Raw genomic sequence first — 13,763 nt, 5'->3', positions numbered from 1 at the left:
ATTAAGCCCAAGCTTTTAAAAAGCTTGGGATTTTTGATTTTTATACATCCAATATTTCTATTTATCCCTTCGTGACCGTGACTCAAAAGTGACCATTTCGTGACCTTAACTCATTTTTAACCGAGGGTCAGTTTTTAGCATTTTGCCACGAAATACAATTTATATTAATTGTGTGATCTAATTGATTGTCACTTTTTAATTATACAAAATATGAACAATCCCGATATTGCCGCCTTAGTGAAATCTGAGAAAAGCGCACGCAAACTTATGCGCTATCTTGCCTTGCTCCATACCAGCGAAGGTCATTCTCGTACCGCTATCGCAAGCATGCTCAAGTTCAGTAGAATCAGTGTGAATCTATGGATATCCACCTATTTAGCGCAAGGTTTGAGTGGTCTAGATGATGCGCCCAATCCGGGCCGTCCTGCGACATTGTCCATTGCACAGCAAGCTAAGCTCAAAGCGTTCATACAACACCAAAGTCTAATCTGAACAGGGTGGCATGTTGATGGTCAAGGACGTCGGCCTGTTTATTCAGTCTGAATTTGACGTGACATTCAAGCAAGCGAATATCTACCGTTTGCTACATTAACTCGGCTTTTGATGGATTACCACTCACTCTCGCCACCAGAAACAATCCGAAGCGGTACAAGAAGCTTTTAAAAAACTTCCGGATGGCAATAATCCTCAACACGCCAGGACATGTAGCCCTCGATCGCATCTATGTTTGGTTTCAAGATGAAGCCCTATTTGGCCAACAGAATACAACCACCCGTATTTTGGCCAAGAAAGGCACTCGTCCACGGGCAGTCAAGCAACAACTATTTATATGGCGCAGTGCGTCCGGCAACCGGGGCGACACAAGCGATTATTGTCCCGCATCCAATCGCGAATATATGTACGAACATTTAAAGCGGATCTCAGCCGCTACAGCATTTGGGCGCCACGCACTGGTCATCATGGACGACGCGGGCTTGCATCAGCAGGATTTGACCAATGACTTTAATAATCTTATACCATTCCGCATTAAAGTTCAGTCACCTTTGCCCATTCCCGAGAGCACATCTTTATCACGCGTTTTGTACAACTGATAAAGCATGTTCCATGACTGGCTGCAGGCATCCACTATGTCCTCATATCCTTTAAAACAGCGATTGGCGAGATAATGTTGGCGCAGCCAACTCCATACCTGTTCGATGGGGTTTAGTTCTGGGGAATATGGCGGCAGTTTGAGTATCGACAGGTTGGGGATATCAGCAGCAATGTCATTGGTATGCCAACCCGCACCGTCCATTACCACGACAGCAGGGCGGCCAGGTTTGGTGCGTTTTGCAATCAGCTCCAAGTGCTGGTGCATGATGTCCTTATTAACGAATGGCGTGATGATGGCTTCAGTTTCTCCTGTTGCAGGACAGACTGCGCCGAAGAGATACACATATTCAAACTGCTGCTGTCTTAGCGCTCTTGGTCTACTGCCTTTGGCGGCCCAAAGGCGTGTCGTTGTATTTTGCTGGCCGAATCTGGCTTCGTCCTGAAACCAAATATCAATCTGGTGTGGTTGTATATGAATGGGAGTGTGGAGGATCGTTTCCAGAGGAAACTTTTTTAAAAGCGTCCTGTAAGCTCTGAGTTTATTTGGGATGCCTGGAGCGGCTGGTTATCCAACAGAATCCCATGCTCTTTAGTAGCTTGTAGATGTGATTGGGATGGTACTCGACATTAAACTCACTCGAGATGTATTGCTGGATGTCGGCCCCAGTGAGTCTGCCGCCCTCATCTGATTGTGCTTTGAACTCAATGTATCTGGCGAGTCTCCTTTTTTGCTCATTTGACAATGACGGCTTCTTCCCTAGGCGTGGTTTATCTTCAAGTCCTGCCAGTCCTTGCTCAAGATAGCTGGAGACCCATAAGTTGACGCTAGATCTGGCCACCTTCAACTGGCTTGCCACCTGAGTGCGGCTATGGCATTGCAAAAATAGCGATACAGCGAGCAATCGCATGCGCTTATGCGGATTTTTTTCTCTTTTGGAGAGGCTAAGCAGACTTTCAGCAGTTTCAGGTTTCATAATCCAATTTTAAGCTGCTGGGTTGCTTGCTATTAGATCAGACTTCAATGCGGAATGGTATTACCCTCCTCAAGTTGCCTCCTTATTCACCGGAGTTGAATTCGATAGAGCAGTGATGTGATGGACGCCTCAGCACCTAAGCTTGCAGTATTATGCCAAGCTTGAAGCTGAAAAATAGTTCAGGAGGTTTCCATCATGGATATTAAAGTTATTGGTATCGATTTAGCTAAAAATGTTTTTCAAGTTTGTGTTTGTCTTATGGATAACTCAGTCATGAGTAACAAAAAGATTAACAGAAACAAGCTGCTCGATTAAATTAGACAACTCCCCGAAGGTAGCCTTATTGCTATGGAGGCCTGTGGGACAGCGCATTACTGGGGAAAACAATTTCAAGCACTTGGTTATCAAGTGCAACTGATCCCTGCTCAACATATTAAGCCATTCGTTGCAAACCAAAAGAATGATGCCAACGATAGCCCTCGCTATATGCGAAGCGGCTTTCAGACCTAATTTCCACTTGGTTCCAGTTAAAACTGTTGAAAAAAAGCATTACCTTGTGTACGCAGTCGTCTAGTTCAAAATCGAACCGCGATGGTCAATCAAATTCGAAGCCTAGCGAGAGAGTCTGGTGTGGTCTTCTCTGTCGGCAGATTGCAATTACAAGCGTCACTTAGTCGCGTTTTAGCAGATAATGCGCATGAACTGTCTCATACGCTTCATCACTTGTTAAAATTTTTGTATGAAGATTTATGTGTTTTAAATGAGAGAATTAATCAAATCGAGCACGACATTAAAGCGCTATGTCAAATCCAACCTCGCTATAATGTCTTGCTGTCGATCCCTGGCTTTGGGCCATTAGTCACGGCAAGCTTTATGAGTGAATTAGGCTCGGGTCATCAATTTAAAAACGGTCGACAATTCTCTGTATGGTGTGGCTTAGTGCCATCACAATCGAGTTCAGGTGGGAAAGTTCGACTAGGATCGATCACGAAAAATGGCAGCTCAGAATTACGTGTTTTACTCATTCATAGTGCTAGAGCTGTTGGCCGATTTGCGAGCAAACGTGATGATAGACTGGGGCGATGGTTTAATGCGCTTGCGTTAAGGCAAGGTAGATATAAAGCCGTTGTCGCACTGGCCAATAAAATAGCGCGTATAGGATGGCGGATCCTCACGAGTAACGATAATTTCGACGTTAATAAAGCATTTGCGTAAGAGGTTAAGTATCACCTAAAAAGTTTACATGCACTGATGAATAAACGGTTAACCGTACCTATTAGAGCCTGACTTGACCAAGGTATTAAATGCCGATGTAGTGATAAGGTAATAGGTTTCGGATTTACATCATGGCGCGGGTAAAAAGCCTATTTAGACGCCGAATATATGGTAGTGAACCAATCATTCAAAAGTGTTGTAAAAGCTGAGGCGTCCATATATGGTCAACTAAATTTGGCCACAGCTTTAGAATCTTCCCAAAATCTTCGCTCTGATTCATTTGGGCTCAATCCTGCATTGTAATGATGTGGCCTGACTTCACAGTAATAACCAATGATGTAATCGGTCACATCTTGTTTAGCTTCGCTAAAACTCTTGTAGCCTTGTGTCGGGAGCCATTCTGTTTTTAACCTTTTGAAAAACCGTTCCATTGGCGCATTATCCCAGCAGTTACCGCGACGGCTCATGCTCTGGGTGATTTGATATTTCCACAGTCGCTGACGGTATTTCAGGCTGGTATAATGGCAGCCTTGATCTGAATGAAATATCAGATTTTTAGGCTTCCCACGAGATTCAAAGGCCATGTCTAACGCTTTCACCGTTAACTCAGGATCCGGTGAAAATGGCATCGCCCAACCAATGGCCTTTCTTGAAAATAAATCCAACACAACCGCTAAATAGCACCAACGATTACCTGCCTAAATATACGTCACATCGCCACACCAAACGGTGTTTGGGTTGTTGGCAACTCACTAATCCGAGCTTTTTCATTAACCGCGTTGCCCGATAACGACTTAACGCAAAGCCACGTTCAGAGGCGATTGTGGCGATACTTCTCGCACCCGCAGGCTGTTTGCTTTCAGCATATATCGCTTTGATTTCATATTCTAAAAGCCGCTGCTCAGGTGTTACACAAAGCTCGCGGCTCATCCAATAACGGTAACTGCTCCGGTTCACGTTGAATACGTGGCATAACACTGAAATAGGGTATTTGTTGCTCTGATTGAGTTTCTCGAGTATCGAGAATTGTTCAGCGAGTCCGACATCAATAGAGCGGTAGCCTCGGTGTGCCCCTTGGGTATTTTTAAGATTTCCTTCTCGAGATTTATACGTTTAATTTCACGTTTAAGTGCCTTAATTTCAATCTGCTCAGGTGTCATGGGGGAGGCTTCAGGTGCAAGCCCATGGCGCTCGATTTGAAGCTGTGTTACCCACTTACTGACCGTCGATTTACCCACGTTCATGGCTTTTGCCGCCGCTTCTTGTGTGTAACCTTGATCAACGACTAATTGAGCGGTTTCGAGCTTAATTGCAGCACTATAGTGCCCGTTTACTTTTATTCATGTTGTCACCTAAATGGGTTATGAGGGGGTCATAACATTTCTTATTAGGTGGCCAAATTCACTATGCCACTACAATCTTTGTTCATCTTGAATCATGCTACTAGTTTAATATATGGAATACAAAATAGATCCATACTTTTTATGGTGTGCTATTTTTACTATTAGCTCTTAAAAATATCTATGAACTTAGCACAGCAGTTAGTTTCATGCCATAAAAAGGTTAGTTATGGGTCTGTATATGGAAACATAGCTCCAATTGCTTGTTGCTATTAGCGACTTGACGTAGCTGATTGCCAATTAATCATATTGAACAAAGGCGTTGAATCGCTATGGGCTCCTGGTAGCTTAAGTAATGATTCTGCTCTCGATTGATATTCAGGCTTGATGTGTTCTTGGATCCAGCCTTGGGCTCTTATTAGATCTTTACCCAATAGCCCGAAAATAAGCTGTGGACTCCCCTCTGAGGTATTCTGAAAAAATTCACCGCTTGTGGCTTCAATCATACTCAATAAAATGGCGTAGTTATCGTGGTTTTGGTCGGCGAGTGGATCCCCGTTGAAAATCGCATTGACTAAATGGGCTGTGGTGTACTCTGGCGTGCAGACTATGCCATCTTCGCCATCGTTATAATCCGCGGCCACCAGATTTTCTACATCGATATGACGCACATTTGTGCCGTTATAGGTTAGATTTTCCGGTTTGATATCGTGTAAAAATATCTCCTCCCTATGTAATGAGCATAAATCTTCTAAGAGTATTTTAAAGTGAATTAAGGGTATCTTGTTCCCTTGTTCAATTAATTGCGCGACTTCCATGCCACCGTTATGGGCAATGATGGTTGAATCATTAACATAAATGGAGGGGCAAATAGAAGGATGATGTTTAAGTTTTTTCATAACTAACTGATTATAATGACGCTTATCTATATCAAGCGTGTCATTATAAATATGAAGTTGAACAAATTGACTATCTTGACGTACTAACTGTTTGAAATTCCCTTTTCCTGCTGGTTGAAATTTAGCTGGTGTTCTTGCGACTAATTCATCTTGAGTATTATAAAAATAACTATACCCCGCATTAGCATTGGTGAGTGATTTAATGCCTACTGTGTTGATCTCTGCACCGGCTTTTTGTTGTTGATAAGAGCGATATTTCTGTTGTATAAGCATAGCCGATTTGATTCTCATTAGCTGAGTAGCGTTCCTCACTGTATTCACCTCCGCTAGTGAACTTATAACTTTCACTGCTGTCTCATTTTCTTGGTGCTGGTAAATGTTTAGAACATTGAGAGTTTTGGGTATGGCAGCGAATTGACTATAGGCTTTATAGTTAGGGAAATTGGAATGAATACGCATGATGAGCTCACTAAGAAAGATTAATTGATATCACTAACCTAACGTAAATATGCCTCTAATACTTAATGATAAATAATGAATATTCAGTGTCTATGGTCATTATTTCTTCGTATTTATAATGATTTCTACTCATTTTTGATAAGTAACATTTATGATAGCTACCACTTTTAATCAGAATATTTCAAACAAAGTCTAGTGTGTGCGGCGGTTACAGTTTTATATAGTTGTTTAGAGTAAACAATGACTCATTCACAGTGATGACACTAGTGAACATATAACCATAGGAGCACCGGATGCCAATTTCCAAAACCACTATCAATCCACCCTCGTTTGATATCAAGAGTGAAGACGCCAGTATCGCCGCAGCGGATAAACTCGAGATTAAGCAGGTGAGCCATAGGCCAAGTATAAAAAAGCGCTTTTTATCTCTGTTGAAATCTATCCGTATTAAATCTCGCTCGAAGAATGACAAAAAACTGTCGGTAGTAAATAAGCCGCCTCAGTTAGCCAAACCAGCTCAAGTTGCAGCAATGGCAGTCAAAGCACCGGGGCAAAATGTGGATCCCAATTTGGCATTATTCCAAGCGATTCGTAACGGAGTTGACCTTAGGCCGGTAACGGTAGATCAGAAAGTACGACCTGTGACGAACAATTCCGATAGACCATTTTTGCAAGATATAGCAAACAGCCCGATATTGAAAAAAATCCAAGACGCTCGGGTGGGTTTATCCAGTCACAGCGCAGCCCAACTCACTGTGCAGGCAGAGATACACCCTCAGGCAACATTAGCTGTGACAAGTGATACATTACCCCCCCCTCCTCCACCTCCTCCTTTGCCGCCATTGGTTCAGAATCAGCCTGTTAATGTGATGGCTTGTATGGCCGCACAGTCAGATGCAGGAAAGAATGCTTTACTAGATGCTATTACAGGTTTCAATAAAAGCAATCTTAAAAAAGCAACGGTTGAGAGTAAAACTCCGGAGTCTCTGGTCCCTGCAGTTAAACAACAGCTGGTGGATGCACTTTACTCCGATGAATTATTGAAAACGGCACCCGGGATGAACGGGGGGCTTCGAGCAGAACTCTGTGCACAAATGAGTGATCATATTGTGAGTGCGATGGAGGTTGATTGGGAGAAGATTTTACTCGAACAATATGGCAGCTATAAGGATATCCCTACCTTAGAGACGGCGATGAAGGGGCAAGCTGACTCTATTGCTAGTTATTGGGCTGAAGTAAAACGCTTTCCCGACTTATGGAAACAAGCCGATGTTGTATCAGATCAGCCATCTCAGGCTGAACGAAAAGGTGTTGTTGCAGTGGCAATAAACCGCCTTAATGCGGGGAAAAATGGGGTGTTTGGCTCGGATTATACCCGAGGTGCTAAAGAAATGAAGAAAGGAGAAGCGATTCTGGAGAGTGCTCGTCGTTTGGCCAATCAATATGTGACGAGTGATGAAAAGCTGCATTTATTGGGTAACAATTACCGTCAGGCGGCATTCAACGTACTCATGGAAATGCCTTTTATGGAGGGTTTTGCAGCTAAGAATGGTAAAGATGCACTTGCAAAATTGGAAAAGCAATTTATGGCAAGTATCCATGGTGTCGATAATCTTAAAACAGATGTGTCGACATTTCTAGCAACGCATATGCAGAACGGATTTGCCGATTTTACTTTCTCAGGGCAGGAGGCTTTAGTCATAAAACAGACCGCTTTAATAAATGAGTTGCAATTAAAATTGGGTTTATTATAGAGAGTTAAATTAACTAAAGCAGATAAGGTTGGGATGACAGTGGCCTTTTAATACTAGGTCACTGTCTGATTGGATATGGATTGGTTACGCTTATGTGAATAATTGTCGATGAGTATTAATTCAATCTTAAAATTATTTACGTATCTTAAATTGACTTAGCTTGACCTCAATGATGAACTATATAATGTATTAAGTATATCTAATGTTTTTAGCATTGTTGTGAGCTGATGTCTGATTTGTGTATTTGATGCATTTTGAATCTTTTGTTTTGTTTTTATTTTATTTGGTTGGTTGTTGTTGCCTTGTTGTTTTTTTGTTTTGTCTTGGCAAGGTTGATCTATGATTTTTTTGCGATTATGTATTACTTTTTCCTGAAAAAAACATCACAATGTGATCGCACTCAATAGAATTGAGCCGCTTTTAATCATGAAGCTATATCATGAAATTATGAATTTAGGAGATAACATATGACAAGACGCTATGCATTAGGAAACCAAATTATTTACGATGTCCTTAAAAGGGAAATTAGTATAGATGAGTATGTGGTGAGTATTGGTGGGCGTGAAGCCGTCATACTTAAGCTGCTGTGTGATAATGTTAATCGAGTGCTCAGTAAAGAAGATATTCAAGATAAAGTGTGGGGGCATGTGTTTGTCAGTGAAACCTCGTTAACCAAGGCTATTTCTAATTTGCGAAAATCTCTCGCTCAATTTGATTGCTTGGCCTGTGAAATAAAAACTATTTCCAAAGAGGGTTACATGCTGATTTTGGACGAAAGCATTACGGATATATTTATGACCGAAGAGGCCCCTATACTCGAAGTAAAAAATATCGTGAAGAGTGATAAAACTTATTTTAATCATTTAGCTATCTCCTCATCTTCCATGGATCTAACGGCACAAATGCGTGCGGAATTTCCCGTAAAAAGTATGTTTTTTATCTTAATATGTTTTGCTTCAGCCCTGCTTGCCGCTACGTTGGCAACCGCCGCAGTTATGGTGCTCAGTAAACTCGGTTAACTGTTAAGTTTTATAAATGTTTAAATCATCGGAAATTGTAGATTGTGATCATTCACTCAATTTGGGGTCGAGTGATGAGTCCACGCCTATAAAGTAGAGTATGTTGATACTAGTAAGAATTTATCTTTCAATAACATATTTTGTCGCAGGGATGCGATAAATGGTAATGTGGCTATGTTGCCAAAATTAGTTGAACTAAGTTTGATGCAGATGATCAGATCTGCATCATTAACAGACCAACCAAGTTACTGTGTCTAAACCTTACTACCAAACGACCAACTGGAAACAATACAACCAAGCCCTAATCAACCGAGATTCACTTACCTTTTGGATTGATGAATAAGCTATAGTAACTAGCAAGCTAAAGAAGAACAAGGCAAGAAAGGTCGTCCACGATTGTTTAGTGATCTGTCCATCACCACTGCGCTCATGGTTAAACGTATTTTCGTCATGCAACTACGAGCGTTACAAGGCTTTATTAATTCAACCTGAGATCGGTTTAACGAGTCATAGCTGCAATAGCATTAAACTCGCGCTAGTGATGTTCAGTTGTGGCTTATTGTCTTTTAATTGATAGGCGATGAGCCCTGCAATCATATTCAGCATAAAACCATGTACGCTGCGGTGTCTAGAGTGCTTTATTTGAGAGATATTTTTTAACTGGTCGTTAATGGTTTCTAGAGGCTGTTCATAATTCTATGTCAGGCTAATTTCACAGATCGATATGGTTTTCTAAGCGCCCTCAAAATGGATTTAGAGCTGTGATAGCGTCATATTCCAATTTTGGATGGGGTGTGTTCAGCGCTCAGAGGCCTTCAATATACCCACGTTCATCGCTTTTGCAGTATAGCCTTGCTCAACGACTAACTGAGTGGTTTCGAGCTTAATTACAGCGCTATATCGTGCACGTTTACTTGTATTCATGTTGTCACCTAAATGGGTTATGAGTGAGATCATAACATTTCTTACTTAGGTGACCAAATTCAGTGTGCAACAAACTGGCATTGTGGTGGGTTGGATTATACGGGGAAACACAGCAATTACAGCGGCACTTCCAAGCCAACACGGGAAAGAAAAGGAATGTGCTATCAACAATCAGGATGGGCAGAGAACTGCTGTGGCGATGGTATGACTACCCCATATCAGCAGATGATTTGCTTTGTGCTACGAAGAAACTAGCTGAACTCTCATTAACTCATGGTTGTTGGGGCTATGAATTATGAGGGATCCTACAGTGCTGTATGTACAAGTGGAGTCATTGATATGAGATTAAATGTTGGAATTGATGTATACAAAGAAACGCTCGATCTCTGTTTGTTGCTAAATCAAGCCAAGAGCGGCAGCAAATTTAAATGTTTCAAAAATAGAAAGATTGACTATTTAGCCATCAATGATTGGATATACAGGCTGTTTTTTACTGGATATTTCAGGAGTAATCTCGTGATATTGATGATGATAGGTGCATACTAGTTATTTTTTAATCTAATTTAAAATGCAGGGAATAGTTATGCCGGTAAATAGTGTTGTAAAGCCAATAGTAATAAACGAACCACTAGATGTTAAGATCAAAACAGAAGAGGAACAGCAGTTAAATATCCACCGTGTTTCTCATACAGTGCAAAACCCCATCATCAGTCCTGATTCCAAACTGTTGAGTCCTAAGCCTCACATTAAGGATGCGCCAAAACTTAAAAGTGGCAGAGAAGTGTTTTCATCTTTAATTCGTAACAATTCGATAACGAGTAACCGTTCACCCTCTGAGCGTGCACTCGATGCGGTAGCTTCAAGCTTAAATCGTGTTCTGAATACAGCGGTTAAAGATGTAGATCTAACGGGAAAGAAGGTTTTTGTAAAAAACTTCCTGCAGTGCGATCAAAATGAACCGATTAAGTTGACTGCGGATCAGTTTAGCCCTGTTCATCAAGCAGAAATATTTTCTCGATTATCGATTTGTTTTGATGGCTTTATGAATAGTCGTCCTGATGAGTTAAGTGAAAATTTGAATGCTATTAAGGCTAAACTCTCTAAGAATGAAAAACTGAGTACAGCAGAGGAAAACCAATTACTTGAAAAACTTTCTCAAGATGCTTTAACTGATGCTAAGGGTAATAGCCTTTATACCAATAAACTGCTCAAGCCTGCGAATCTAGTACTGGAATTTCCGGGGGATGCTGCGGTTGTTAAGACTGACACTGAAGCGAGAAATAATATGATATTAGTGGAGCAGTTAGGTTTTCCTTGCAGTCTTTTAGAACGACCAAGTGCGAACCTACATGAGACTTATGCATTAAAAGCATTTATGAGTGAAAAAGGTGAGCCTGTGACGTTAGGTCAGCTTTTTGGTGGTGGATTGCAGGGGATTATGCGCGCACCAGTTGATCCAGGGAGAGATACTCAGGGTTACTTTAATGAGGAAGTGCTTGCTTCCGGTGGATTACATTTTGATTTCATACCCAATGACAAAATGTATCAAAATAATCTTGATTCCCTCGGGCGAGATATACTCGATTTAGCTGTGAACCTAAATATGGATAACTTTAGCCGACAGGACATGGAAGGTTTTACGGCAGGTATATCAGGGAATGCCCTACACTATACCATTCAGGCTGCGAAGCATAGTCGTGGCACAAATAAAGCATTTAATTTTGAACAAGTTGTTGATGTGTGCTTAGAACACTTGGTCGGCGATAGCGTCAAGCAGCCAGTGCATCACAGTTTACCTGAAGTTATACAAGGGGCTTATATAGGTAATATGCTAATTAATAAAGGTATATTGAATCCGCAGTCAGAAATCATGAGCCATGATGAAATGCTCGAATGTTTAAAGAATGCCATCTCCGCTGCTGATCAGAAAGTCACTGACTTGATGGCAACGACTTACCATAGAAAATGAGATAGTCTTATATTGAGAATAATGCTCACCTCGTTAACCTTTTAGTTAAAAACCACTTGTAAAGGCTGTCTCTGGATCACAAGTCCTATTCAAGAGACAGAGCGAGTTCGTAACCCTCAAGGATGGCTTGCAATTTGAGCCATCCTTCCCAGAGCGTCTTAACTTACGCTCTTCCATTTCTTTACTGTCTTTCCAACCGCCAAGCTTTGCCAGGTGCTCATATGCCAATTTTGCAATGGGTACTTTCTCTGGAGGCGGCGTCTTTATTCTTTTCAGTCAAAGTAACTTCCACGCTCTTGATGACAAGATTTTCTCACAGCTAATGTCTTCGATTTGCTCATTGGCAAATTTCAATTGGAAGATCCGTACCGCTAAAAAGGCATAAATAGTCGCTAATCTATCTAAGTTAACCTGAACTCGATGTATGGACTCCACCAACCTACAGCCGTAAGTTGGTGTCGACCAAAACAAAAGGAGTCCATACATGAGTAAGCCTACAATAATATCTCTCGACCTTGCAAAAAAGTCATTCAAGTTTGTAAAGTGAATCCATATGGTAAGTTGTTATTCAATAAAGCCATGTCACCACAAAAAACGAAAGACCTTCTTGCCAACTCTCCTCCTTGTGTCGTTGCTATGGAAGGCTGTGCTAGCTTTCACTACTGGGCTCGAGTCGCACAATCATTTGGACATGAAGTCAGAGGGATGGCACCTAAAAAAGTAAAACCCTATATCAGCAATCAAAAAACAGACGCTAATGATGCTATCGGCATTGCCATCGCATCAACACTGTTAGGAATGACTTTCTGCCAGGTTAAAGACCTATCACAACAGAACATTCAAGCAATTCAAATCAGCAGAAAATGGTTCGACCGAACAATCACATCACTGGGTAACCACATACGAGCGTTGTGTTTTGAATATGGAGCTGTCATCACGTTAGGTAAAAAGTCATTAAGGCAAGCCATCACTCACTTTATTTCGCCAGAATCAGCAGACTTACCTGAGCAAATCAAACCATTGCTCATGATTTTATGGCAACAATATCAAACAACAGAGGAGCACTACAAAGCGGTAACGTTACAGTTAAAGCAGTGGGTCACTCAATCAGAACCTTGTAAACGCTTGATGAAACTCGAAGGCGTTAGTCATATTGGTGCAGCCGGTTTACTGGCTTGCTTAGGTGACGGTCAAGGTTTTAAGAATGGCCGGCATGCGGCTGTCTTCGTTGGTGTTACCCCTAAACAACATAGCAGTGGAGGTAAGGTTGTTATGATTGGAATAGATAAGCATGGTGGCGATAAATACCTGCGTTCAATCCTCTATCAAGGCGCACTCTCTGTTATATCAAGGCTGCCAGTAGAGGCGAAAACCTATAAACAGCAATGGCTTATCAATTTAGTCAGGCGAGTGGGTATAAAACGTGCTTGTGTCGCGTTAATCAATAAAACCGTTCGCACCGCATGGGCATTGCTCAATTACAGAACCGAATATAACAGTCAGACCATATAGAATATTGTTTTAGAGAAAGTTTTATAAAAAGTTCAGCAAAATGCATTAACAAATAGGTAAGACCAACCTTCTGAAAACCTGTTTATCCCGACAGCATTAATAACGCTACAATCTCGATAAGGACAGAGGGGGCGAATAGAGCATTGGTTAGAAGATAGCTTCTTCAATAAAAAACCGTATATACGTGCGCATCTAATCTTTTTGTCAAAGCAATTGCTAAACAGGTGGAGTCCATATACGGGATAAGAAATGTTGAACTAATAGCCCTCCAAGTGATCGGAGCTTTCGACCAAGAGAATCCCCATCACATCGGAGGGCCTATGCATAAATTAGTGGAAGTGTTTTGCGATGTCGATGATTTTTGCGCTGTTTTCATTCCTGAATGGGAAAAAACGCTGTTAACCGATGGTACACGCAAGCGTCATCGCGCTGGCCGTATGGCGATGAGCGAAGTGATGACCATCATCATACTTTTTCAGATGTCCCACCACCGTGATTTCAAGAACTTCTACATCGGCTATCTGGCTCATTTCTACAAATCCGCTTTTTCCAATTTACTCAGCTATACCCCCTTTCTTGAGGTGATGCCCAAGGCTTTAGTGCCGC

At 41.5% G+C, this 13,763-nt stretch carries 6 protein-coding genes and 9 pseudogenes; 9 read left to right on the top strand and 6 right to left on the bottom strand.

Annotated elements, in window-relative coordinates:
* Window positions 1–210: 210 nt before the first annotated feature.
* Window positions 211–1,043: pseudogene (locus ACHA99_RS12070) on the top strand (IS630 family transposase); the annotation flags it as partial.
* On the opposite strand, the pseudogene ACHA99_RS12065 reads toward ACHA99_RS12070, so the two are convergent.
* Window positions 1,027–2,066 (bottom strand): annotated as a pseudogene (locus tag ACHA99_RS12065) (IS630 family transposase). The pseudogenes ACHA99_RS12070 and ACHA99_RS12065 overlap by 17 nt on opposite strands.
* 195 nt (window positions 2,067–2,261) lie before the next feature.
* On the opposite strand from ACHA99_RS12065, the pseudogene ACHA99_RS12060 reads away from it, so the two are divergent.
* Window positions 2,262–3,281 (top strand): annotated as a pseudogene (locus tag ACHA99_RS12060) (IS110 family transposase).
* Between the two features lie 224 nt (window positions 3,282–3,505).
* Here the strand turns inward: ACHA99_RS12060 and ACHA99_RS12055 are convergent.
* Window positions 3,506–4,625 (bottom strand): annotated as a pseudogene (locus ACHA99_RS12055) (IS3 family transposase).
* 268 nt (window positions 4,626–4,893) lie between these two features.
* Window positions 4,894–5,979, bottom strand: coding sequence for a hypothetical protein (locus ACHA99_RS12050; protein ID WP_393942960.1), 1,086 nt, complete (start codon window positions 5,977–5,979; stop codon window positions 4,894–4,896).
* Window positions 5,980–6,272: 293 nt separating this feature from the next.
* Between ACHA99_RS12050 and ACHA99_RS12045 the strand changes: the two genes are divergently transcribed.
* The 3 genes and pseudogenes from ACHA99_RS12045 to ACHA99_RS12035 all read left to right on the top strand — a co-directional run.
* Window positions 6,273–7,733 carry a WH2 domain-containing protein gene (locus ACHA99_RS12045; protein ID WP_393942958.1) on the top strand — a complete coding sequence of 487 codons (1,461 nt, stop codon included), beginning with the start codon at window positions 6,273–6,275 and terminating at the stop codon, window positions 7,731–7,733.
* A 467-nt stretch (window positions 7,734–8,200) separates the two neighbouring features.
* Complete coding sequence (locus tag ACHA99_RS12040) at window positions 8,201–8,752, top strand: transcriptional regulator (RefSeq protein WP_393942956.1); 552 nt, start codon at window positions 8,201–8,203, stop codon at window positions 8,750–8,752.
* Between the two features lie 250 nt (window positions 8,753–9,002).
* Window positions 9,003–9,238, top strand: a pseudogene (locus tag ACHA99_RS12035) (transposase); the annotation flags it as partial.
* A 13-nt stretch (window positions 9,239–9,251) separates the two neighbouring features.
* Here the strand turns inward: ACHA99_RS12035 and ACHA99_RS12030 are convergent.
* Together ACHA99_RS12030 and ACHA99_RS12025 are read right to left on the bottom strand one after the other, a co-directional pair.
* Window positions 9,252–9,433, bottom strand: a pseudogene (locus ACHA99_RS12030) (transposase); the annotation flags it as partial.
* A 117-nt stretch (window positions 9,434–9,550) separates the two neighbouring features.
* On the bottom strand, window positions 9,551–9,676 hold the full coding sequence (locus tag ACHA99_RS12025) for a hypothetical protein (RefSeq protein ID WP_393942964.1): 126 nt from the start codon (window positions 9,674–9,676) through the stop codon (window positions 9,551–9,553).
* 71 nt (window positions 9,677–9,747) lie between these two features.
* Here ACHA99_RS12025 and ACHA99_RS12020 point away from each other — a divergent pair.
* Window positions 9,748–9,975, top strand: a pseudogene (locus tag ACHA99_RS12020) (IS4 family transposase); the annotation flags it as partial.
* 284 nt (window positions 9,976–10,259) lie between these two features.
* Window positions 10,260–11,645, top strand: a complete 1,386-nt coding sequence (locus ACHA99_RS12015; RefSeq protein ID WP_393942954.1) for a hypothetical protein — start codon at window positions 10,260–10,262, stop codon at window positions 11,643–11,645.
* An 85-nt stretch (window positions 11,646–11,730) separates the two neighbouring features.
* Here the strand turns inward: ACHA99_RS12015 and ACHA99_RS12010 are convergent.
* A pseudogene (locus tag ACHA99_RS12010) lies at window positions 11,731–12,053 on the bottom strand (IS4 family transposase); the annotation flags it as partial.
* Between the two features lie 171 nt (window positions 12,054–12,224).
* On the opposite strand from ACHA99_RS12010, the gene ACHA99_RS12005 reads away from it, so the two are divergent.
* Together ACHA99_RS12005 and ACHA99_RS12000 are read left to right on the top strand one after the other, a co-directional pair.
* A complete protein-coding gene (locus tag ACHA99_RS12005) occupies window positions 12,225–13,157 on the top strand; it encodes an IS110 family transposase (RefSeq protein WP_393942962.1) in 933 nt (310 codons plus the stop codon).
* Between the two features lie 332 nt (window positions 13,158–13,489).
* Window positions 13,490–13,763 (top strand): annotated as a pseudogene (locus tag ACHA99_RS12000) (IS982 family transposase); the annotation flags it as partial.

The organism is Shewanella sp. S23-S33, from assembly GCF_043359565.1.
Classification (GTDB): domain Bacteria; phylum Pseudomonadota; class Gammaproteobacteria; order Enterobacterales; family Shewanellaceae; genus Shewanella; species Shewanella oncorhynchi.
The sequence above is the reverse complement of the archived record's forward strand: the minus strand, read 5'-3'. Positions and strand labels throughout refer to the sequence as shown.

Excerpts from the sequence above, each read along its gene's own strand:
- ACHA99_RS12040 (WP_393942956.1), top strand. The coding sequence starts at position 8,201 with ATGACAAGACGCTATGCATTAGGAAACCAAATTATTTACGATGTCCTT.
- ACHA99_RS12025 (WP_393942964.1), bottom strand. The coding sequence starts at position 9,676 with ATGAATACAAGTAAACGTGCACGATATAGCGCTGTAATTAAGCTCGAA.
- ACHA99_RS12045 (WP_393942958.1), top strand. The coding sequence starts at position 6,273 with ATGCCAATTTCCAAAACCACTATCAATCCACCCTCGTTTGATATCAAG.
- ACHA99_RS12005 (WP_393942962.1), top strand. The coding sequence starts at position 12,225 with ATGTCACCACAAAAAACGAAAGACCTTCTTGCCAACTCTCCTCCTTGT.
- ACHA99_RS12050 (WP_393942960.1), bottom strand. The coding sequence starts at position 5,979 with ATGCGTATTCATTCCAATTTCCCTAACTATAAAGCCTATAGTCAATTC.
- ACHA99_RS12015 (WP_393942954.1), top strand. The coding sequence starts at position 10,260 with ATGCCGGTAAATAGTGTTGTAAAGCCAATAGTAATAAACGAACCACTA.